Here is a 19233-nt window from a genome sequence, read left to right on the forward strand (position 1 = left end):
GTCGGGGCTCCAGCGCAAAAGACCTTATCGTTCCCTATCACTCCCTATTCAGGAGTCAATTACGGTGAAAAAGGCTTTATTGGGAACAATGGCAGGGCTGGCCGCCACGGGCGCGGCGCAGGGAGCGGAGCCTGGCCGTTACCTGCTGGAGCCGGCGGCGGTGTGGAGCGCGGGCGATCCGGCCCCGCACGCCGGCTGGGTCGTGGCCGTCGAGGGCGACAGGATCGTGGCCGTCGGCCCCAAGGGCTCGGTGAAGGCGGGCGACGGCGCTCAGGTCGTCGCCCTGCCCGGCCAGACCCTGGTCCCCGGCCTGATCGAACTCCATTCGCATCTGCTGCTGCACGCCTACAACGAGGTCGTCTGGGACGACCAGGTGCTGAAGGAGCCGCCCGCCTACCGCGTGCTGCGCGCCGGCCGGGACGCCGCGCGCACCCTGATGAGCGGCTTCACCACCGAGCGCGACCTGGGCACCGAGGGCGCGGCCGACGCCGATGTGCAGCTCAAGCGGGCCATCGACGAGGGCATCGTCGCCGGACCGCGCCTGTTCGTGGCGACGCGGGCGATCGTGGCCACCGGCTCCTACGGGCCCAGGAAGGGCTTCCGCGCCGACCTGGAGCTGCCGCAGGGCGCCCAGGAGGTCTCCGGCGAGGCGGAGATGGTCAGGGCGGTGCGCGAACAGGCGGCCATGGGCGCCGACTGGATCAAGCTCTACGCCGACTATCGCACCGGCCCCGACGGCGCTACGCGCCCGACCCTCACCGAGAAGGAAATGGCCGCCGCGGTGGAGGTGGCCCACGCCTCGGGCCGCCCGGTGGCGGTCCACGCGGCCAGCGACCAGGGCATCCGCAACGCCGTCGAGGCCGGCGTCGACACCATCGAGCACGGCTATGGCGCAACCACCGCCACCTTCCAGATGATGAAGGCCAAGGGCGTGGCCTATGTGCCGACGCTCACCGCGCCGGAGGCCACCTCGATCTACTTCCAGCACTACATCCCCGGCCAGACGCCGCCGACCCGCGGCATGACCGAGGCCGCCGAGGCGTTCAAGCGGGCGCTGGCGGTGGGCGTGACCATCGGCGCGGGCTCCGACGTGGGCGTCTTCCCGCACGGCGAAAGCTGGCGCGAACTGGCCTGGATGGTGAAGGACGGCATGACGCCTGTGCAGGCCCTGACCGCGGCCACCCAGACCAACGCCCGGATCCTCGGCCGCGCGGACCGCCTGGGCGAGGTCAAGGCCGGCTATCTGGCCGACCTCGCCGCCTTCCAGGGCGACCCGACCAAGGATATCGCGGCCCTGAAGAACGTCGGCTTCGTCATGAAGGCCGGCAAGGTCTATCGCGCGCCGACGGGCGCTTCCGGAGAGCTGAAATGAGTGTCGAGCACACGCCTCACGAGCGGATCGCCGAGCGATCCAAGGTCGGTCCCCACACCACCAAGGCCGAGCACATCGGCTTCAATGGCCGGGTCGCCATCCTGATCACCAATTCGGTGGGCACCATGTGGTGCGCCTACGCCTTCGCGCTCCTGGCGCTGATCAGCCTGCCGGACGCGATCAAGGCGGGAACCGCGGCGCTGATCGCCTGGATCGCCCAGACCTTCCTGCAACTCGTCCTGCTGTCGGTGATCATGGTGGGCCAGAAGGTCTCGGCGGCGGCCTCCGACAAGCAGGCCCTGCAGACCTACAAGGACGCCGAGGCCCTGCTGCGGATCCAGGACGACGTGCACCGCCTGATCAAGGTCAACAACGACCTGACCGCCCAGATCCACGCCGCAACCTGCGCCGTGCCCGCGCCGGCAGCCAAGCCGAAGGCTCCACGCAAGGGGTAGTTTATTCCGCTCATCCCGGCGAAGGCCGGGATCCAGATGGGATGACTCAGATGTGAGTTCTCGGTCCCCGGAGCCATTCCAATCCGCTACCCAGCTTTGAGATCTGGATCCCGGCCTTCGCCGGGATGAGCGGATGGAAATTCAGCAAAAGCCTCAAACCGGGACATCCCCCGCCACGGTCGTCCTGTGCATCAGCCGCAGGTGGCCGTCGTAGCCGCCCTCGGCGAAATGCATGGTGCAGCGGTTGTCCCACATCAGCAGCATCTGCTCGCGCCAGCGGTGGCGGTAGATGAACCGGTCCTGGGTCAGGTGGGCGAACAGGAAGCCCAGGATCGCCTTGGCCTCCTCCGGGGTCATGCCCTCGATCCCGACCGTGTAGACCGGCGAGACGAACAGCACCTTGCGGCCGGTGACCGGATGGGTGCGGACCAGCGGGTGGGTGAGCGAGCCGTCGGCCTCTTCGGAGACGATGATCTGCATCGTCCGCTTCTCGGTGTCCTTGGCGAAGACGCCCTTGGTCCCGTAGGACTGCCGCGCCGAGTGGACCGCCCGCAGCGGCGCCAGCATGGCCTGCATGACCGGCGACAGGGCCTCGTAGGCCCGGGCGGCGTCGACGAACAGGGTGTCGCCGCCCACCGGCGGCACGACCTTGGAGTGCAGGAGGGTGGCGGCCGGGGGCGTCGCCTGGAAACTCCAGTCCGAGTGCCAGCCGGCACCGAAGTTGGTGGCCTTCTCGTCGGGCTCGCGGCGCAGCTCCAGCACATTGGGATGGCCGGGCATGGGCTTGATGTAGGGGTCGTGGCCGAAGCCGCCCATGGCCTCGGTGAAGGCCTCCTGCGCCTCGAGGCTCAGGGGCTGGTCGGGGAAGGCCACCACGCCATGGGCGGCCCAGGCGGCCTTGACCTCCTCCAGCACCGGCGGCGGCAGCGGACGGCCAAGGTCGAGCCCGGTGATCTCGGCGCCGAAGCCGCTCGGCTGCGGGGTGACTTCGATGCAGCGGTACGCGCCCTTGCGTTCCTTCAGCATGGCCTTACCTCCCTGGCGCCGCCTGCCGGCGCCTCCGGGGCGACAAACACCCGTTTGCGTCCATCCCGGCAAGCCTGTAATCGGACCCGGCCATGACCGCCTTCGACACCCAAGACGACAAGCTCCTGACCCTGGTCCCGGACCACGAGGTCAATGCGCGTAAAACCTTCGACGTGGATTTCGACTTCAAGGCCCCGGCCTTCAAGGAACGCGATCCGCACGTTCCGGACCTGGACGAGAACTACAAGTTCGATCCGGAAACCACCCGCGCCATCCTGGCCGGCTTCGCCCACGACCGCCGGGTGATGGTGCAAGGCTATCACGGCACCGGCAAGTCGACCCACATCGAGCAGGTGGCCGCGCGCCTGAACTGGCCGCTTGTCCGGGTGAACCTGGACAGCCACGTCTCCCGCATCGACCTGGTCGGCAAGGACGCGATCGTCCTGAAGGACGGCAAGCAGGTCACCGAGTTCCGCGAAGGCATGCTGCCCTGGGCGATCCAGCGGCCCATCGCCCTGGTGTTCGACGAATACGACGCCGGCCGGCCGGTCGTGATGTTCGTGATCCAGCGGGTGCTGGAGGCGCAAGGCAAGCTGACCCTGCTCGACCAGAACCGGGTGATCCGCCCGAACCCCTGGTTCCGGCTGTTCTCGACCACCAACACCATCGGCCTTGGCGACACCACCGGCCTCTATCACGGCACCCAGCAGATCAACCAAGGCCAGATGGACCGCTGGTCGATCGTCACCACGCTGAACTACCTGGCCCACGACGTGGAGGCCGAGATCGTCCTGGCCAAGGCGCCGACCTACAACACCGCCGACGGCAAGCGCACGATCAACGCCATGGTTCGCGTCGCCGACATGACCCGCAACGCCTTCATGAACGGCGACATCTCCACCGTGATGAGCCCCAGGACCGTGATCACCTGGGCCCAGAACGCCGAGATCTTCGGCGGCGACATCGCCCTGGGCTTCCGGATGACCTTCCTGAACAAGTGCGACGAGCTGGAGCGCGGCACGGTGGCCGAGTTCTTCCAGCGCGCGTTCGGCCAGGACCTGCCGGAAAGCACGGCGCGGGTGCGGGTGGCTTAGGGCGCCTCGAACTCCCCCGCAACGAACCGGTCGCGGAGTACGAACTTCTGTATCTTGCCGGAGCCAGTGAGCGGCCAGTCCTGCACGGCGATCCAATGAGCGGGCGTCTTCTGCGGCGAGATGCGATCTCGGCAATGGGCGACCAGGGCGGCGCGGTCGAGGCTGGAGCCCGTGGCTAGGCGAACGAAGCCGACCACGATCTCGCCCCAACGCTCGTCCGGAACCCCCACGACGGCCGCCTCCGCGACGTCGCCGTGTTCCAGCAGCACGTTCTCGATCTCCGCCGGGAACAGGTTTTCGCCCCCGCGGATGATCATCTCCTTCACCCGGCCGGTGACCTTCAGATAGCCGCGCGCGTCGAGGGCGCCGAGGTCGCCGGTGTGCAGCCAGCCTTCGGCGTCGATGGCGGCTGCAGTCGCCTCCGGATCGTCGTTGTAGCCGAGCATGACGCCGTAGCCCCGCGCGCAGATCTCGCCGATGTCGCCGGGCGGCTGCACGGCGTTTGTCTGGGGATGGCGGATGGAAATCTCGGTCTGCGCCAGGGGCTGGCCGACGGTTGCGCAATCGGCAGCGTCGGTGATCGTGAGCAGACACGAGCTCTCGGTCTGGCCGTAGACGATGTAGAAGTCGCAGCCGAACTCGGCCCGGACGCGCCTCGCCAGCTCCGGGGGGACCATGGCGCCGCCCGATCCCATCGTTCGGACACATTGCAAATCGCGCGGTCGCGCGGCTTGGGCTTCGAGCAGCGCGACCAGCATGGTCGGCACGCCGAGCACGAACTCCACACCCTCGGCTTCGACGATGTCCAGCATCGCCGCTGGCTCGAACAGCCTCGCTACGATCAGGCGGCTGCCGAACTGCACGGCGCCCAAGGTCAGTAAACCGCAACCCGCCGTGTGAAAGAGCGGCATGACATTGAGGACCGCATCGCCCCTCCGCAGGCCCATCCGCTCCATCGAGAACCGCGCATTGTTGGTGATGCCGCGGTGATGCAGCACGACGCCCTTTGGGAAGCCCGTGGTGCCGGATGTGTACTGGATCTGCACAGGATCGCCCGGCCGGACCTCGGGCAGCGCGCCGCCGGTGGCCTCGCCGGCGTAGAGCGTCAAAGCATCCTCAAGGTCGACGACCTCGCGCACCGCGGGAGCCTGCGCCGCCACCTCGGCGGCGATCTCCGCCATCGGGTTTCCCCGATGCTCTTTTACGATGAACAGTCCGACGGCGCCCGACTGCTCCAGGAGGTACAGCAGCTCACGGGGGCGGTAGGCCGGATTGGCCGTGACCAGGGTCAGGCCCGCGAGGCCCGAGGCATATTCCAGGATCACCCATTCGGGGATGTTCGGCGCCCAGACCGCGATGCGCTCGCCGGGCCGGTATCGGGAGAGCAGCGCCCGGGCCAGACGCTCGGCGTCGGCCAAGAGCTCGCCGTAGGTCCAACGGCGTTTGAGCGTCCCGGCGATGTCGGCCTCGACCAAGGCCTCGGCGCCCGGTGTTTTCCCGGCTTGCGCCCGCAGGACGCCGCCCACTGTGGTTTCGCTCACCCCGTGGTCGGCCTGAGCGGGGAAATGCGACTCGTGGAGATTGACCGAATACAAGCTACCCCCAGTTGCTCGTGGATCCGAGCTGAGGCTAGCAGATCAAACGGAAGTCTAGGAACAGAGGTATTCGGGTTTCCGGCGAACGCTTTGCAGGCGCGAAATGGCTGGACCCCGCGGACTCGTCGCGCGATCCTGTAGGCACGGCTGACCAACGAAAAACGGGGGGATCTGATGACCAGGAAGATGCTGGGCGCGCTGGGCCTGGGCGCCGTGCTTGCGATGACCGCCATGGCGGCGGGCGCGCAGACTGCGCCGGCGGCGCCGAAGAACGACTACGCCAAGCCCGAGACCTGGCTCTGCCGGCCGGACAAGGCGACGGACAACTATTGCAACGTCGACCTCTCCACGACGATCGTGAAGGGCGACGGGAGCGAAACCACCGAGGCCTACAAGGCCGATCCCAAGGCGCCGATCGACTGCTTCTACGTCTATCCCACCGTCTCCAACGATCCGGGGATCATCAGCGGGATGACGCCCACGGCGGCCGAGATCAACGTCGTGAAGGCGCAGTTCGCGCGGCTGGGAACCAAGTGCCGCCTCTACGCGCCGATGTACCGCCAGTTCACGCTCACCGCCCTGCGCGCGGCCCAGTCGGGCCATCCGATGCCGGGCGGGCGGCCGACCACCGGCTATGACGACGTGGTCGACGCCTGGAACTACTACCTGGCGCACGACAACAACGGCCGGGGCGTGGTCCTGGTGGGCCACAGCCAGGGCTCGGGCGTGCTGACCCAGTTGATCTCCAAGGAGATCGACGGCAAGCCGGTGGAGAAAAAGGTGATCTCCGCGGTCCTGATGGGCACCCGCCTGCCGATCGACAAGGGCAAGGACACCGGCCTCTTCAAGGACTTCCCGCTCTGCAGATCGGCCAGCCAGACGCAGTGCGCCATCGCCTACTCCAGCTTCCGCGACACCATTCCGCCGCCGGAGAACAGCCTCTTCGGCAAGGCGCCGAGCGACAGTCAGATCGCCGCCTGCGCCAACCCCGCGGCCCTCGGCGGCGGCAAGGCCGACCTCCACGCCTATCTGTCGAACGGAGCCCAGATCACCAACTCCGGCGCCCAGTCCACCTGGGTGAAGGACAAGCCCAATCCGAAGACGCCCTTCGTCTCGACGCCCGGCCTGTTGACCGGCGAGTGCGTTCAGAAGAACGGGTTCTCCTACCTTGAGGTGCACGTGAACGCCGTGCCCGCCGATCCGCGCACCGACGACATCGCCGGCGACGTGGTTCAGGGCGGCAAGGTCAACGCCGCCTGGGGCCTGCACCTGATCGACGCCAACCTGGTGATGGGCAACCTGGTCGACGTGGTCGGCGCCGAGGGCAAGGCCTGGCTGGCCAAGGCGAAGAAGTAGCGCCTCCCCCCGTTATCGGGAGGGACGGATCGCGTGAGCGATCAGGGTGAGGAAGCGGCGTTCAAGCGGCAAGTCAGCACGCCGGCCCACGCTTCCCCACCCGTCTCGTTTCACTCGCCACCCTCCCCATGAAGGGGAGGGAAAGGGTTAGCGTCCGCTCAGCCGCTTGCCGGCCATCAGGCCCAGCGCCAGGAAGACCAGGAAGCCGACCACGAACAGGAAGAACAGGATCTTGGCCACGCCGGCCGCCGCGCCGGCGATGCCGCCGAAGCCCAGGAAGCCGGCGACCAGGGCCACCACCGCGAAAATCAAAGCCCACCTAAGCATGTCTCTCTCCCAGCTTGAGCCCGCGGAACGCGGGACCTGCGCAGCCAAACGCCGGCTTTGCCATGGCGTTCCGCGAAGACAGATCGTCGGTATTCCACCTGCTCCGTCATCCTCCGGTCGGCCGTGGAGCGATCCGGGGATGGCGCGCGAAGGAGGGCGGCGGCCAAATCCTTGTTTCACCGCGTGGCCGCCCTGATCTAAGACGAGCCGATGGCCAAGAACCCGGAAAGTCCGCTGGAGCCCTTCAAGCGCGCGCTAGTCAATGCGACGCGCTCGCTGGCCGAGTCGCCCGACCTGGAGATCGTCTATTCCGGCGAGGGGCCGCAGCTTTCCGGCAACCGCGCGGTGCTGCCGCACCCGCCGCGCGACCTGACCGAGGTCGACGCCGCGCGCATCCGCGGCTTCGCCGACCAGATGGCGCTGCGCATCGCCCACCACGATCCGGTGGCCCACGCCAAGACGCGGCCCGCCACCGCCCAGGGCCAGCCGATCTACGACGGCATCGAACAGGCCCGCCTCGAGGCGATCGGCGCCAATGCCTTGGGCGGGGTCCGGGAAAACCTCAAAGCCGTCCACGAGCAGGCCTGGGCCAAGCGCGGCTTCAACCAGATCGAGGCGCTGTCCAACCCGCCCTACGCCGACATCGTCAGCCTGATGGTCCGCGAGCGGCTGACCGGCGAGAAGCCGCCGGCCATGGCCCGGCCGCTGGTCGACCTGTTCCGCGACGAGATCGAGTCCAAGGCCGGGCCGGAGCTGGACCGCCTGACCGAGGCGGTGCAGGATCAGAAGGCCTACGCCCGCATCGCCCGCGCCATCATCCGCGACCTGCAGATGGGCGACGACCTCTCCGACGCGCCGGAGCAGCCTGACGACGACGAGGGCTCCAGCGAAGAGGGCGAACCCGACGCCAGCGAGGACAACGACGAGGGCGATGGCGAAGGCCAGTCCCCGCAGCAGGCCTCGATGGACGAGAACGACGCCACCCATCGCGAAAGCGAGGACGCCGACTCGCAGATGATGCAGGCGGAGGACGACCCCAACGCCGAGGACACCGACGAGCCCCCGGACATGGGCGAAGGCGAGCAGCCCGCGCGCCCCGACCTGAAAGGCGAAGGCAAGGTCGTCACCTACAAGGTCTTCACCACCGCCCACGACGAGATCGTGGCCGCCGAGGAGCTGTGCGACGCCGAGGAGCTGACGCGGCTGCGCGCCTATCTCGACCAGCAGCTCGCCAGCCTGTCGAACGTGGTCAGCCGCCTGGCCAACCGCCTGCAGCGCAAGCTGCTGGCCCAGCAGAACCGCTCCTGGTCCTTCGACCTGGAGGAAGGCATCCTCGACGTGGCGCGCCTGACGCGGGTGATCGTCGACCCGACCGCGCCGCTCAGCTTCAAGGAAGAGCAGGACACCGAGTTCCGCGACACCGTGGTCTCGATCCTGATCGACAACTCCGGCTCCATGCGGGGCCGGCCGATCATGGTGGCCGCCGTCTGCGCCGACATCCTGGCGCGCACCCTGGAGCGCTGCGGGGTCAAGACCGAGATCCTGGGCTTCACGACGCGGGCCTGGAAGGGCGGCTCGAGCCGAGAGGACTGGCTGAAGGCCGGCAAGCCGCCGCAGCCCGGCCGCCTGAACGACCTGCGCCACATCATCTACAAGGCCGCCGACGCCCCCTGGCGGCGCGCCCGGCGCAACCTCGGCCTGATGATGCGCGAGGGGCTGCTGAAGGAGAACATCGACGGCGAGGCGCTGATGTGGGCCCACCATCGGCTGATCGGCCGCCCGGAGGCCAGGCGCATCCTGATGGTGATCTCCGACGGGGCGCCGGTGGACGATTCCACCCTGTCGGTGAACTCCGGCCACTACCTGGAGCGGCATCTGCGCGAGGTGATCGGCGAGATCGAGGCCAAGAGCCCGGTGCAGCTCATCGCCATCGGCATCGGCCATGACGTGACGCGCTACTACCGCCGCGCGGTGACCATCGTCGACGTGGAGCAACTGGCCGGCGCCATCACCGACCAGTTGGCCGAGCTCTTCGAGGAAGAGCCACGCCGCATGACCCGCCGCAACGCCGGCCTGCTGGAGCCGCCGCCCAACACCCAAGGGCCCTCCGGGGCGCCGCGGCGCTCGACCTTCAAGGAAGTTCGGAAGGCGGTCGCTTGAGGCCGCTCGCCGCAGCGCTCGCAGCCCTGCTGCTGGCCGCGTGCGGTGAGCGCGCCGCCGAGCAGCCCAGGGCGCCGGAGCCGGCCAATCCGGCCATCGAGATCAAGGCGCGGGCCGTGCCGCTGAACCCGGTCGATCCGACGCAGGACCGCGTGGGGAACTTCGTCTACGCCGGGGGCCTGGCGCTCACCTCCGCCCAGACCACGCGGCTGCACGGGCTCTCCGACCTCGACGTCCTGGCGGACGGGCGGCTGATCTCGGTGGGCGACGAGGGCGACCTCTTGAAGGCCCGGGTGGTGCTGGACGGCGCCGGGCGGCTGGTGGGGGCCACGGACGCCAGGCTGACGGCGCTCACCGGCCTCGACGGCAAGTCCCTGGAGGGCAAGGACAACCGCGATTCCGAAGGCCAGGCGCTGATGCCGAACGGCGACCTCCTGGTCAGCTTCGAACGGCACGACCGCATCTGGCTCTATCCCGCGGACGGCACGCCGCCGCGGCCCGTGCCCTCGCCGGACGCCAAGTTCCCCTTCAACGAAGGGATGGAAGCCCTGGCGCCCGATCCGGCCCGCGGGCCCGACGCCTATTTCACCGGGGCGGAGACCACCGGGCGCACCTGGACCTGCACCCTCACCACCGCCTGCGCCGAGGGGCCGACGGTGCCGCTCAGCCTGGGCTTCGGCCTGGTGGCGGCGCGCCGGCTGCCGGAAGGCCGCACCGCCTGGCTGCTGCGCGCCTTCAACCCGATCACCCGGAGCGTCATCGACCTGCGGATCACCGACGCCGACGGGCGCGTCGTGGACCGGATGGAGCTGCGCGGGCCGCTCACCGTGGACAATTTCGAGGGCCTGGGCGTGGTGCCGGACAAGACCGGCGGCGGGGTCCGCTTCTACCTGATTTCCGACGACAACTTTTCGAAGTCCCAGCGGACGCTGCTGCTGGCCTTCGACTGGAAGCCGCCAGCCGGAAGGTGAGCCCATGAAGACCGACGTTTCCATTCCGACGCCCGAGGGCGACGCCCGCGCTTTCGTTTTCACCCCCGATACGGGGTCCGGCCCCTGGCCGGCGGCCATCCTCTACATGGATGCGCCGGCGATCCGCCCGGCGATGTTCGAGATGGGCGAACGGCTGGCGCAGGCCGGCTACTACGTGCTGCTCCCCGACGTCTTCTGGCGCGCCGGGCCCTATCCGCCGCTGGACATCGTCAAGGCGCGCGGCGGCGATCCCGAGCAGGTGGCCCTGTTCCAGCGGCTGCGCGCGTCGACCGACCCGGCCCGCGCCATGGCCGATACCGCCGCCTATCTCGACTGGCTGACCCGGCAGCCGCAGGCGATCGCCGACCGCGTGGGCGTCACCGGCTACTGCATGGGCGGCGGCATCGCGCTGCGGGCCGCGGGAACCTTCCCGGAGCGGATCGCGGTGGCGGCCTCCTTCCATGGGGGCGGCATGGCGACCGACGCCGAGGACAGCCCGCACCTCCTGGCCCCGGCCATGAAGGCCAAGATCCTGGTGGCCGGCGCCGACCAGGACAGCAGCTTCGACGAGGCCCAGTGCGCGCGGCTGGACAAGGCGCTGAACGACGCCGGCCTCGACGCCAAGGTGACCATCTGGACGGGCATGAAGCACGGCTGGGTGCCCGCCGACATGCCGGTGCACGACGCCGCCGGCGCCGAACGCCACTGGACGGAGCTCGTCGCCCTGTTCGACGAGGTGCTGAAGGCCTAGGAGGCCGTCCGCAACACGGTCATCAGCATCTCCGCGCGCACGGCGTAGCCCAGGGTTTCGTAGAGGCCGATCGCGCCGGTGTTGCTGGCGAAGACGTGCAGGAACGGGATCTCGCCCCGCGCCAGGATCCGCCCGGCCACGACGCCCATCAAGCCGGCGGCGTAGCCCTTGCCGCGATGGTCGGGATGGGTGCAGACGCCGCTGACCTCGGTGAAGCCGGTGGGCTTCATCCGTTCGCCGGCCATGGCGATCAGCTCACCGCCCTGTTTGACGCCCACGAAGTCGCCGAGCTGGTGGGTGCGCACGAAGAACGGGCCGGGCGCGGTCAGGGTGGCCAGGGCCAGCATCTGCGGCCCATCGGCGTCGGCCAGGTCCACGACCTCGAAACCGGGCGGCGCCGGCGAGAGGCGCTCGGCGATCATCTGCAGGACCGTCGGCTGCGGCGCGGCGATCAGGCCAGGCGGCAGGGGCTGGGCCTCGGTCTCCACGGTGGCGACCGGGCCGTGCGCGGCCACCAGGCGCGCCAGCGCGGCCTGCGCCGGCTCCGAGCTGTCAGCCGCGGCGGCAAACAGGCCGTAGTCCGGCTGGAGCCGCAGCGCCCGCCCGTCGCCGAGGGCCAAGGCCGCCTGCCGCGTGCTGAGCGCGCTCCAGACGGGACGATCGAGCGGATGGGTCATGGCGCAGCTATAGCCCCGGCCCGACGCCAAAAGAAAAGGGCCGCTGTCGCCAGCGGCCCTTTTCGGAACGACAATCTAGGGGGCGATCAGGCGGCGACCTGTTCGGCGAGCTTGGCCTTCACCTGGCGCTTGATCTTCAGCGCCTTGGGCGACAGCTCTTCATCGCCGGCCTTCAGCAGGAAGGCGTCGAGCCCGCCGCGGAAGTCCAGGGTGCGGAGCGCTGCGTTGGTCACGCGCAGGCGGAAGCTCTGGCCGAGCGCGTCCGACTGCAGCGTCGCAGGCGAGAGCGCCGGCAGGAAGCGGCGCTTGGTCTTGATATTCGAGTGGCTCACATTGTGGCCGACCATGGGGCCGACACCGGTGAGTTCGCAGCGACGCGACATGGGACGAAAACCTTCGCAGAAACGGGATCGCGGCGGGCCGGGCCCGCGCGAGAGCGGGCGATATAGAGGAAGGGCGGGCTCCGCGTCAAGGTAAGGCGGCCAATCGGCGGGCCTTGCGGCGAAGTTTCCGCTTCCCGCTGTGCGTCCCTATACACTGGCCCAGGCCCTTGAGGCGACGATGGAGCGCGCGGTGACCCGACTGGCCCTGGTGATGATCGCCCGCGACGAGGCGCGCGCCATCGCCCGCGCCCTGGAGAGCGCCCGGCCCCACGTCGACCGGATGGTCGTGCTCGACACCGGCTCGACGGACGCCACCCGCGAGATCGCCCGCGCGGCGGGGGCGCAGGTGCGCGAGTTCGCCTGGATCGACGACTTCGCCGCGGCGCGCAACGCGGCGCTGGCGCACTCCGACGCCGACTGGAACCTGGTGCTGGACGCGGACGAGTGGATCGCCGGCGGCGCCGAGGCGCTGGGCCCGGCGGTGCTGCCCCCGGGCGCGGGCGGCTTCCTGGGCGAGGTGCGGGTCGAGAGCGCCATGAACCAGCCAGGCGCCGAGGGGGCCGGCCAGTCCTGGATCGCCCGCGTCCTGCCGCGCGGCGTCGGCTACGAGGGCCGCATCCACGAACAGCCGGTCTCACAACTGCCGCGCGTGCGCCTGCCGCTCAACCTCGGCCACGACGGCTACCTGGCGGAGAACCTGGCGCGAAAGGGCGCGCGCAACGAAACGCTGCTGATGGCCGAGCTGCAGGCGCAACCGCAAGACGCCTACCTGTGGTTCCAGCTCGCCAAGGAGCACCAGGCGCGCGGGCGGGCGGCCCAGGCGGCGCTGTGCTTCACCGAGGCCCTGCGGCTGGCGGGGCCGGATGTCGCCTGGCGCCACGCCCTGGTGGTCCGCGCCCTGATCGCGTTGAAGGCCAACGGCCAGCTCGCCGACGCCCTGGCCCTGGCCGACGCCGAGGTGGCCCACTGGCTGGACTCGCCCGACTTCTACTTCGTGATCGGCGAGCTCTATCTGGAGGCCGCCAGCCAGGAGCCGGACCGGGCGCTCGACCATTTCCTGCCGGTGGCCGAGCTGGCCTGGAAGCGGTGCCTGGAGATCGGCGAGCGGCCGGACCTCGACGGGGCCGTCGCCGGGCGCGGCGGCTTCATGGCCGCCCACAACCTGGCGGTCTTCTACGAGGCCCTGGGACGGGCCGAACCCGCCGCCCAGCATCGCGAACTGGCGGTCCGCCTGCGCGGACAAGCTTGACCGTCTTGTGTCCGAACCGCGTTTTGATACAATATGTTGGGGTGAACAAAGGCTGAATCCAGCGGGGTCGCTGATTCGGTCCCGATTCGTTTCGCCCGCGTTCCACGGCCGCGCTTAACCGAGTGCGCCGGCCGACCCCTAGGCCGGCGCCTGGGCCCGGGTCCGCGGCGGGTTGGCCAGCACGCCGCCCAGGATCAACAGGGCGAAGGCCGGCACGGTGGCCTTGATGAACCAGGGGTCGAAGGCCGAGCCGGCGTGCGACAGCCACAGGCCGAAGAACTGCACCGAGTTCCAGACGATCAGGGTCTGGCCGGTGGCCCAGTTGGTCTGGAAGCCGAACAGCCCCACGAAGCAGAGCAGGCCCCAGGCCCACTTGTGCCTCAGGCCCGGCGTGCGCAGCACCTTGACCAGGGCCGCGATCATCATCAGCGGCGAGGCGAGCGCCAGGGCCAGGTAGGCGTACTGCAGCATCGACTTGCCGACCGGCGACAGGCGGTTGGGCGCCAGCTCCCTGGCCGTCGCCACATGCAGGTTGAAGGCCGCCACCCGCCAGTCGCGGACGCCCGCAGGGCGGAACAGCCGGGTCTGGAACAGGGTCTTGCTGGCCCCGTAGTCGTACTCCAGCGACACCGCCTCCGCTCGGCCCTTGCCGGGGAAGTCGCGCACGGCCTGGCCGACCACCTTCATGCTGCGCGGCTCGCCGGCTGGTATGACGCCGCGAAGCCGGGCGAGCTGCACGGCGGCCTGGGGCGAGCCGAACATCGCCGGGGCCTGGGCGGCCAGCGCCGCGTCCTTCCCCAGCCGGATCTCGTCATAGATCGCCCGCGTCAGGGTCATGGCGTCCGGATCGACCTTCGCCGGCTGACAGGCGACGGCCGCCAGGGCCAGCAGGATGATCAAGGCCGCGCGACGCATCGTCCAACCCCCGTTCCACGAACCGCCATAGAAGCCCTTTGCGGGCGCGGCGCAAACCCGCGAGTTGCGAAGACCCGCCGACCGCGCCTCGCAACCGGCCCGGTTCCCTTGGCGACGGGAAGTCGGTAGACATTTCCGTCCCTTGGGTTCGCACGGGACTTTCCCCTGATGACCGACCTTTCGCAGATCGCCGGCAAGCTGCGCGCGCTTCTGCCGCGGGCGCACGCCCCCTATTCCGGCGTGCAGGTCGCCTGCGCGGTGGAGGGCGCCGACGGGACCACGCACCTGGGCGTCAACGTCGAGAACGCGGCCTATCCGCAAGGCCTCTGCGCCGAGGCCAGCGCCATCTCCGCGGCGGTGACCCAAGGGACCACCGCCCTGACCCGCGTCTACGTCGCCTCATCCCTGCCGGGCCTCGTCTGGCCGTGCGGCGGCTGCCGGCAGAAGATCTTCGAATTCGCCTCTGAAGGCTGCGAAATCGTCGCCCTCGGCCCGGACGGCGAAGTGGGGCGCCAGACGATCGAGCAACTGCTGCCTCTGGGGTTTCGTCTGGACCCTGCGCAGGTTCGCCGCGGCTAGCACCGCTTGCCCGACTCTCGCCGGCCCCCCAAATTCAGATCATGAGCGACCGGCCCACAGGCGCAGCTCCGCCAAGACTGGCGGCCGTGTTGGGCCCAACCAACACCGGCAAGACGCACCTGGCGGTCGAGCGGATGCTGGGCCACGCCTCGGGCATGATCGGCCTGCCGCTGCGCCTCCTGGCCCGCGAGATCTACGACCGCATCGTCAAGCTGCGCGGGCCCCGGGCCGTGGCGCTGATCACCGGCGAGGAAAAGATCGTCCCGCCGAAGCCGCACTATTTCGTCTGCACCGTGGAGGCCATGCCGCTGTCGCGGGAGGTCGAGTTCATGGCGGTGGACGAGATCCAGCTCTGCGCGGACCCGGAGCGCGGCCACGTCTTCACCCATCGCCTGCTGCACGCGCGCGGGACCGCCGAGACCCTGCTGCTGGGCGCCGGAACCATGGCGCCGCTGATCCGCCGCCTGCTGCCGCACGCGGAGATCGTCACCCGCGAGCGGTTCTCGAGCCTGACCTATGCGGGGCCGAAGAAGCTGACCCGCCTGCCGCGCCGCTCGGCGGTCGTGGCCTTCAGCGCCGACCAGGTCTACGCCATCGCCGAACTGATCCGCCGCCAGCGCGGTGGCGCGGCGGTGGTCATGGGCAACCTGAGCCCCCGAACCCGCAACGCCCAGGTGGCGCTCTACCAGTCCGGCGAAGTCGATTTCCTGGTGGCCACCGACGCCATCGGCATGGGCCTGAACATGGACGTCGACCATGTGGCGTTCGCCGGCCTCAGGAAGTTCGACGGCAAACGCACCCGCTTCCTCTATCCGCAGGAGGTGGGCCAGATCGCCGGCCGGGCCGGGCGCTATCAGCGCGACGGGACCTTCGGCGTCACCGGCGAGGCCGACGACATGGACGAGGACCTCGTCCATGCGGTTGAAGAGCATCGCTTCGAGCCGGTGACCGGCGCGGAGTGGCGCAACTCCAAGCTCGACTTCGGCTCGGTCCCCAACCTGCTCAAGTCCCTGGCCCAGACGCCAGACCGCGAAGGCCTCAAGCTGTCGGCCGAAGCGCTGGACGAGATCATCCTGCGAAAGCTGGTCCAGGACCCGGAGGTCGCCGAGCGCGCCCGCAGCCGCCACGCGATCGAACAGCTTTGGGAATGCTGCCAGACGCCGGACTTCCGCAAGGTCGCCGCCGAGGAGCACATGGGCCTGGCCCGGGAGTTCTTCCTGCACCTGACCACCGGCCGACAGCGCATCCCCGAGGACTGGATCGCCCAGCAATACCGCCACCTCGACCGCACCGACGGCGAGATCGACACCCTGGCCGCGCGGCTCTCCAGCGTCCGCACCCTGGCCTATGTCGCCAACCGTCCCGACTGGCTGGCTGACCCGGCCGGCTGGCAGGGGCGGATGCGCCAACTGGAGGACCGGCTCTCCGACACCCTGCACGAGAAGCTGATGGCCCGGTTCGTCGACCGGCGGACCAGCGCCCTGATGCGCGGCCTGCGCGTGCGCGAGGACATGCTGGCCGGGGTCGGCGCCGACGGGGCGGTGACCGTCGAGGGCCATTTCGTGGGCCGGCTGACCGGCGTGCGCTTCGAGCCGGCGCAGGGCGCCTCGGTGCTGGAGGAGAAGGCGCTCAGGGCCGCGGCGACCCATGCCGTGGGGCCTGAGATCGCGCGGCGGCTGGGCAGGCTGGCGGCCGAGGCGGACGAGGCCTTCGCCCTGTCGCCGGACGGGACGGTGCTCTGGCGCGGCGAGGCGGCGGGCGTCCTGAGCGGCGGCGAGCCCTTCCGGCCGCGGGTCCGCCTGCTGGGCGAGCTGGGTGCCGATGCGGCGCGCCAGCGCGCGACCCAGCGGCTGGAGGCCTTCGTGGTCGGCGAGGCGGGCCGGCGGCTGGCGGCGCTGCGCAAGCTGGAGGCCGCCGTGGCGGACGGGCGGATCAAGGGCCTGGCCCGCGGCCTCGCCTGGCGGCTGATCGAGGCCGGCGGCGTGCTCGACCGCGCCCTCGTGCGCACCGAGGTCCGCGAGTTGAGCCAGGTGGAGCGCCGGACGCTGCGGGGCCTGGGCGTGCGGCTGGGGGCCTTCTCGGTCTACATGCCCTCCCTGCTGCGGCCCGAGGCGCGGGCGCTGACCCAGGCCCTGGCGGCCCGCGACGTCCCCGGCTGGCGCCCCGCCGCCGACAAGCTCAGCCGCCTGCCCGCCCAGGCGCCCTCGCCCCGCGCATTGGCCGCCTTCGGCCTGCGCGCCGTCCGCGGCCTGGCCGCGCCCGTGGAGCAGCTCGAACGGTTGGACGAGTTGCTGCGCGCCGGCGCGAGGCAGAACGGCGGGGTCGTCCTCTCCGACCAGGCCCGCGAGGAACTGGGCTGGCGCGACGACGAGGCGCGCACCATCCTCAAAGGCCTCGGCTTCGCCGCCGTGAAGCGCGCCGGCGAGCCCCTCGCCTGGCGCCGCCGCGGCGAGCGCGACTTCGCCGTCGAGCACCGCGCGATCCTCGCCCCCAACTCGCCCTTCGCCGCCCTGGCCGCCCTCAAGGGCGAGCCCGCGCCCGCGCGCCGGCCGCGCCGCCGGCGCCGCACGGCCCAGAGCAAGCCATGAGCGACCCCGTGCCCCCCGAAGCGACCCGCGCCGACGTCTGGCTGTGGCGCGCGCGGTTCTTCAAGACCCGCACGCTGGCGGCGACCTTCATCGAGGAGGGCCGCATCCGCCTGACCCGCGCCGGGCACGAAAGCCGCATCGACAAGCCCGCCCGTCCCCTGAAGGTGGGCGACGCCCTGGTCTTCGCGCTGGGCGGCAAACTGGTCGCCGTGACCGTCCTGGCGCTCGGCGAACGCCGTGGCCCGCCGAAGGAAGCGCGTACGCTCTATTCGCCCTTGGAGATTTCTTCGTAGCCCAGGCCGTGCGACGGCATTGACAAGCCGGGGTCCGACCGTGAAAAACCCGCGCCCGCTCGCAAGCTTTGAGGCCCCTCGCCCGCCATGACCTACATCGTGATGGATCCCTGCATCAAATGTAAGTTCATGGACTGCGTGGAGGTGTGCCCGGTCGACTGCTTCTACGAGGGCGAGAATTTCCTGGCGATCAATCCCGACGAGTGCATCGACTGCGGCGTCTGCGAACCGGAGTGCCCGGTGGACGCCATCAAGCCGGACACCGAGGACGACCCGGACGGCAAGTGGCTGCGCATCAACTCCGAATATGCGAAGGTCTGGCCGAACATCACGGTGAAGGGCCAGGCGCCCGCCGACGCCGAAGCCTTCGAGCGCGAGACCGGCAAGCTCGAGAAATACTTCTCCGAGAAGCCCGGCCGCGGCTCCTGAAGCCCGACCGCCCGCCGACGGCGTGGCGGTGCGCCCGCCGGGGCAACCCTTTCATTCGGCTTCATTTTATGTTACCGTTATGAACGACGTGGCGCTGAGGCCCTTGGCCGTGCCCGTCGGTTGAGAAGAAACGCCGATCCGGTGCGACCCCTGCGGGATGGCTCCGGCGCCAGGCGAAGGATGTCTTAAGAGGTCTACTTCCGCTCCCAACCGATGACGCCGCCGCGATCTGCTCCGCGGACCGGATGGCTTATTCACTGGGCGCACGGGCGTCACAGGCCCGCGCAGTCCGGGCCCTGGAATTTGAGAGGACTTTCTCCATGAGCAAGAACGGTATGGATTTCTCGGTTGGCGATCACGTCGTCTATCCGGCCCACGGCGTGGGTCAGGTGCAAGGGATCGAAGTCCAGGAAGTCGCCGGTCTGAAGCTCGAAGTCTACGTCATCACCTTCGACCACGAGAAAATGACGCTGCGGGTGCCGACCGCCAAGGCGCGCACCGCGGGCCTGCGCGCCCTGGCCGAGACCAATGTCGTGACCCAGGCGCTCACCACGCTGAAGGGCCGCGCCCGGGTGAAGCGCACCATGTGGAGCCGCCGCGCCCAGGAATACGAAGCCAAGATCAACTCCGGCGACCTGATCTCCATCGCCGAGGTGGTCCGCGACCTGCACCGCGCGGAGAACCAGCCGGAGCAGTCCTATTCCGAGCGCCAGCTCTATGAGAGCGCGCTGGACCGCATGGCCCGCGAAGTCGCCGCCATCGAGCGCATCGACCGCGACGCGGCTATCGGCATCCTGAACAAGTCCCTGGTGAAGGCGGTCGCCGCCTAGGCCCCCACCGATAACCTGAGTTGCGAGACGCCCGGTCCCACGACCGGGCGTTTTCGTTTTCGTCGCTGCCATGCTGACGTTTGTTGCGGCTGCCATGGCCGCATGCCCGGAAAGCCTCACCGCGACGGCGACCGGCGCGGCCACGGTTGTCGATGCCGGCACGCTGCGGCTGGCCGGGCTTGA

The 19233-nt window shown here is 69.9% G+C and carries 19 protein-coding genes; 13 read left to right on the forward strand and 6 right to left on the reverse strand.

Features of this window, described 5'->3' with window-relative positions; genetic code table 11:
- Nucleotides 1-88: 88 nt before the first annotated feature.
- Together VNW53_RS03640 and VNW53_RS03645 are read left to right on the forward strand one after the other, a co-directional pair.
- Nucleotides 89-1372, forward strand: a complete 1284-nt coding sequence (locus VNW53_RS03640; RefSeq protein WP_325553705.1) for an amidohydrolase family protein — start codon at nucleotides 89-91, stop codon at nucleotides 1370-1372.
- Nucleotides 1369-1827: a hypothetical protein gene (locus tag VNW53_RS03645; RefSeq protein WP_325553706.1), complete on the forward strand. Its 459-nt coding sequence runs from the start codon at nucleotides 1369-1371 to the stop codon at nucleotides 1825-1827. Before VNW53_RS03640 ends, VNW53_RS03645 begins: the two co-directional genes overlap by 4 nt.
- 153 nt (nucleotides 1828-1980) lie before the next feature.
- On the opposite strand, the gene VNW53_RS03650 is transcribed toward VNW53_RS03645, so the two are convergent.
- A complete protein-coding gene (locus VNW53_RS03650) occupies nucleotides 1981-2853 on the reverse strand; it encodes a TauD/TfdA family dioxygenase (protein WP_325553707.1) in 873 nt (290 codons plus the stop codon).
- A gap of 92 nt (nucleotides 2854-2945) precedes the next feature.
- Between VNW53_RS03650 and cobS the strand changes: the two genes are divergently transcribed.
- Nucleotides 2946-3947, forward strand: a complete 1002-nt coding sequence (gene cobS / locus VNW53_RS03655) for a cobaltochelatase subunit CobS (protein ID WP_325553708.1) — start codon at nucleotides 2946-2948, stop codon at nucleotides 3945-3947.
- Here the strand turns inward: cobS and VNW53_RS03660 are convergent.
- On the reverse strand, nucleotides 3944-5542 hold the full coding sequence (locus VNW53_RS03660; RefSeq protein ID WP_325553709.1) for a class I adenylate-forming enzyme family protein: 1599 nt from the start codon (nucleotides 5540-5542) through the stop codon (nucleotides 3944-3946). The genes cobS and VNW53_RS03660 overlap by 4 nt on opposite strands.
- Nucleotides 5543-5716: 174 nt before the next feature.
- Between VNW53_RS03660 and VNW53_RS03665 the strand changes: the two genes are divergently transcribed.
- Nucleotides 5717-6898 carry a DUF3089 domain-containing protein gene (locus tag VNW53_RS03665; protein WP_325553710.1) on the forward strand — a complete coding sequence of 394 codons (1182 nt, stop codon included), beginning with the start codon at nucleotides 5717-5719 and terminating at the stop codon, nucleotides 6896-6898.
- Between the two features lie 147 nt (nucleotides 6899-7045).
- Here VNW53_RS03665 and VNW53_RS03670 read toward each other — a convergent pair whose 3' ends face one another.
- Complete coding sequence (locus VNW53_RS03670) at nucleotides 7046-7225, reverse strand: DUF1328 domain-containing protein (protein WP_325553712.1); 180 nt, start codon at nucleotides 7223-7225, stop codon at nucleotides 7046-7048.
- Nucleotides 7226-7435: 210 nt separating this feature from the next.
- Between VNW53_RS03670 and cobT the strand changes: the two genes are divergently transcribed.
- Genes cobT through VNW53_RS03685 form a run of 3 tightly spaced genes read left to right on the forward strand, consistent with a single transcriptional unit; the run spans nucleotide 7436 to nucleotide 11107 of the window.
- On the forward strand, nucleotides 7436-9385 hold the full coding sequence (cobT, locus tag VNW53_RS03675; RefSeq protein ID WP_325553714.1) for a cobaltochelatase subunit CobT: 1950 nt from the start codon (nucleotides 7436-7438) through the stop codon (nucleotides 9383-9385).
- On the forward strand, nucleotides 9382-10356 hold the full coding sequence (locus VNW53_RS03680; protein ID WP_325553715.1) for an esterase-like activity of phytase family protein: 975 nt from the start codon (nucleotides 9382-9384) through the stop codon (nucleotides 10354-10356). The genes cobT and VNW53_RS03680 overlap by 4 nt, the downstream gene beginning before the upstream one ends.
- A gap of 4 nt (nucleotides 10357-10360) precedes the next feature.
- Nucleotides 10361-11107: a dienelactone hydrolase family protein gene (locus VNW53_RS03685; RefSeq protein WP_325553716.1), complete on the forward strand. Its 747-nt coding sequence runs from the start codon at nucleotides 10361-10363 to the stop codon at nucleotides 11105-11107.
- On the opposite strand, the gene VNW53_RS03690 is transcribed toward VNW53_RS03685, so the two are convergent.
- Nucleotides 11104-11784, reverse strand: coding sequence for a GNAT family N-acetyltransferase (locus VNW53_RS03690; protein ID WP_325553717.1), 681 nt, complete (start codon nucleotides 11782-11784; stop codon nucleotides 11104-11106). The genes VNW53_RS03685 and VNW53_RS03690 overlap by 4 nt on opposite strands.
- Before the next feature lie 86 nt (nucleotides 11785-11870).
- Nucleotides 11871-12167 (reverse strand): 50S ribosomal protein L28, encoded by a 297-nt coding sequence (rpmB, locus tag VNW53_RS03695; RefSeq protein WP_325553719.1) that lies wholly within the window; start codon nucleotides 12165-12167, stop codon nucleotides 11871-11873.
- Between the two features lie 190 nt (nucleotides 12168-12357).
- Here rpmB and VNW53_RS03700 point away from each other — a divergent pair, with 190 nt between their 5' ends.
- Nucleotides 12358-13416 carry a glycosyltransferase gene (locus tag VNW53_RS03700; protein ID WP_325553721.1) on the forward strand — a complete coding sequence of 353 codons (1059 nt, stop codon included), beginning with the start codon at nucleotides 12358-12360 and terminating at the stop codon, nucleotides 13414-13416.
- Nucleotides 13417-13554: 138 nt separating this feature from the next.
- On the opposite strand, the gene VNW53_RS03705 is transcribed toward VNW53_RS03700, so the two are convergent.
- Entirely contained in the window at nucleotides 13555-14331 is a 777-nt protein-coding gene (locus VNW53_RS03705; RefSeq protein ID WP_325553723.1) for a hypothetical protein, read from the reverse strand.
- A gap of 168 nt (nucleotides 14332-14499) precedes the next feature.
- Between VNW53_RS03705 and cdd the strand changes: the two genes are divergently transcribed.
- From cdd to VNW53_RS03730, 5 genes are all read left to right on the forward strand, one after another.
- Entirely contained in the window at nucleotides 14500-14910 is a 411-nt protein-coding gene (cdd, locus tag VNW53_RS03710; RefSeq protein ID WP_325553725.1) for a cytidine deaminase, read from the forward strand.
- A 41-nt stretch (nucleotides 14911-14951) separates the two neighbouring features.
- The gene (locus tag VNW53_RS03715) at nucleotides 14952-17498 is read left to right on the forward strand and encodes a helicase-related protein (RefSeq protein WP_325553727.1); all 2547 of its coding nucleotides are present in this window, start codon (nucleotides 14952-14954) and stop codon (nucleotides 17496-17498) included.
- Nucleotides 17495-17791: an RNA-binding S4 domain-containing protein gene (locus VNW53_RS03720; protein ID WP_325553728.1), complete on the forward strand. Its 297-nt coding sequence runs from the start codon at nucleotides 17495-17497 to the stop codon at nucleotides 17789-17791. Before VNW53_RS03715 ends, VNW53_RS03720 begins: the two co-directional genes overlap by 4 nt.
- Nucleotides 17792-17878: 87 nt before the next feature.
- Nucleotides 17879-18220: a ferredoxin FdxA gene (gene fdxA / locus VNW53_RS03725; RefSeq protein WP_325553729.1), complete on the forward strand. Its 342-nt coding sequence runs from the start codon at nucleotides 17879-17881 to the stop codon at nucleotides 18218-18220.
- A gap of 320 nt (nucleotides 18221-18540) precedes the next feature.
- Nucleotides 18541-19050, forward strand: coding sequence for a CarD family transcriptional regulator (locus VNW53_RS03730; RefSeq protein WP_325553730.1), 510 nt, complete (start codon nucleotides 18541-18543; stop codon nucleotides 19048-19050).
- The last annotated feature ends 183 nt before the right edge of the window (nucleotides 19051-19233 follow it).

This window comes from Phenylobacterium sp. (genome assembly GCF_035569475.1).
Taxonomy (GTDB): domain Bacteria; phylum Pseudomonadota; class Alphaproteobacteria; order Caulobacterales; family Caulobacteraceae; genus Phenylobacterium.

Bases quoted from the DNA above. Each gene is read 5' to 3' on its own strand.
- VNW53_RS03640 (WP_325553705.1), top strand. From the start codon at position 89: ATGGCAGGGCTGGCCGCCACGGGCGCGGCGCAGGGAGCGGAGCCTGGC.
- VNW53_RS03645 (WP_325553706.1), top strand. From the start codon at position 1,369: ATGAGTGTCGAGCACACGCCTCACGAGCGGATCGCCGAGCGATCCAAG.
- VNW53_RS03650 (WP_325553707.1), bottom strand. From the start codon at position 2,853: ATGCTGAAGGAACGCAAGGGCGCGTACCGCTGCATCGAAGTCACCCCG.
- cobS (WP_325553708.1), top strand. From the start codon at position 2,946: ATGACCGCCTTCGACACCCAAGACGACAAGCTCCTGACCCTGGTCCCG.
- VNW53_RS03665 (WP_325553710.1), top strand. From the start codon at position 5,717: ATGACCAGGAAGATGCTGGGCGCGCTGGGCCTGGGCGCCGTGCTTGCG.
- VNW53_RS03670 (WP_325553712.1), bottom strand. From the start codon at position 7,225: ATGCTTAGGTGGGCTTTGATTTTCGCGGTGGTGGCCCTGGTCGCCGGC.
- cobT (WP_325553714.1), top strand. From the start codon at position 7,436: ATGGCCAAGAACCCGGAAAGTCCGCTGGAGCCCTTCAAGCGCGCGCTA.
- VNW53_RS03685 (WP_325553716.1), top strand. From the start codon at position 10,361: ATGAAGACCGACGTTTCCATTCCGACGCCCGAGGGCGACGCCCGCGCT.
- VNW53_RS03690 (WP_325553717.1), bottom strand. From the start codon at position 11,784: ATGACCCATCCGCTCGATCGTCCCGTCTGGAGCGCGCTCAGCACGCGG.
- rpmB (WP_325553719.1), bottom strand. From the start codon at position 12,167: ATGTCGCGTCGCTGCGAACTCACCGGTGTCGGCCCCATGGTCGGCCAC.
- VNW53_RS03705 (WP_325553723.1), bottom strand. From the start codon at position 14,331: ATGCGTCGCGCGGCCTTGATCATCCTGCTGGCCCTGGCGGCCGTCGCC.
- cdd (WP_325553725.1), top strand. From the start codon at position 14,500: ATGACCGACCTTTCGCAGATCGCCGGCAAGCTGCGCGCGCTTCTGCCG.
- VNW53_RS03715 (WP_325553727.1), top strand. From the start codon at position 14,952: ATGAGCGACCGGCCCACAGGCGCAGCTCCGCCAAGACTGGCGGCCGTG.
- VNW53_RS03720 (WP_325553728.1), top strand. From the start codon at position 17,495: ATGAGCGACCCCGTGCCCCCCGAAGCGACCCGCGCCGACGTCTGGCTG.
- fdxA (WP_325553729.1), top strand. From the start codon at position 17,879: ATGACCTACATCGTGATGGATCCCTGCATCAAATGTAAGTTCATGGAC.
- VNW53_RS03730 (WP_325553730.1), top strand. From the start codon at position 18,541: ATGAGCAAGAACGGTATGGATTTCTCGGTTGGCGATCACGTCGTCTAT.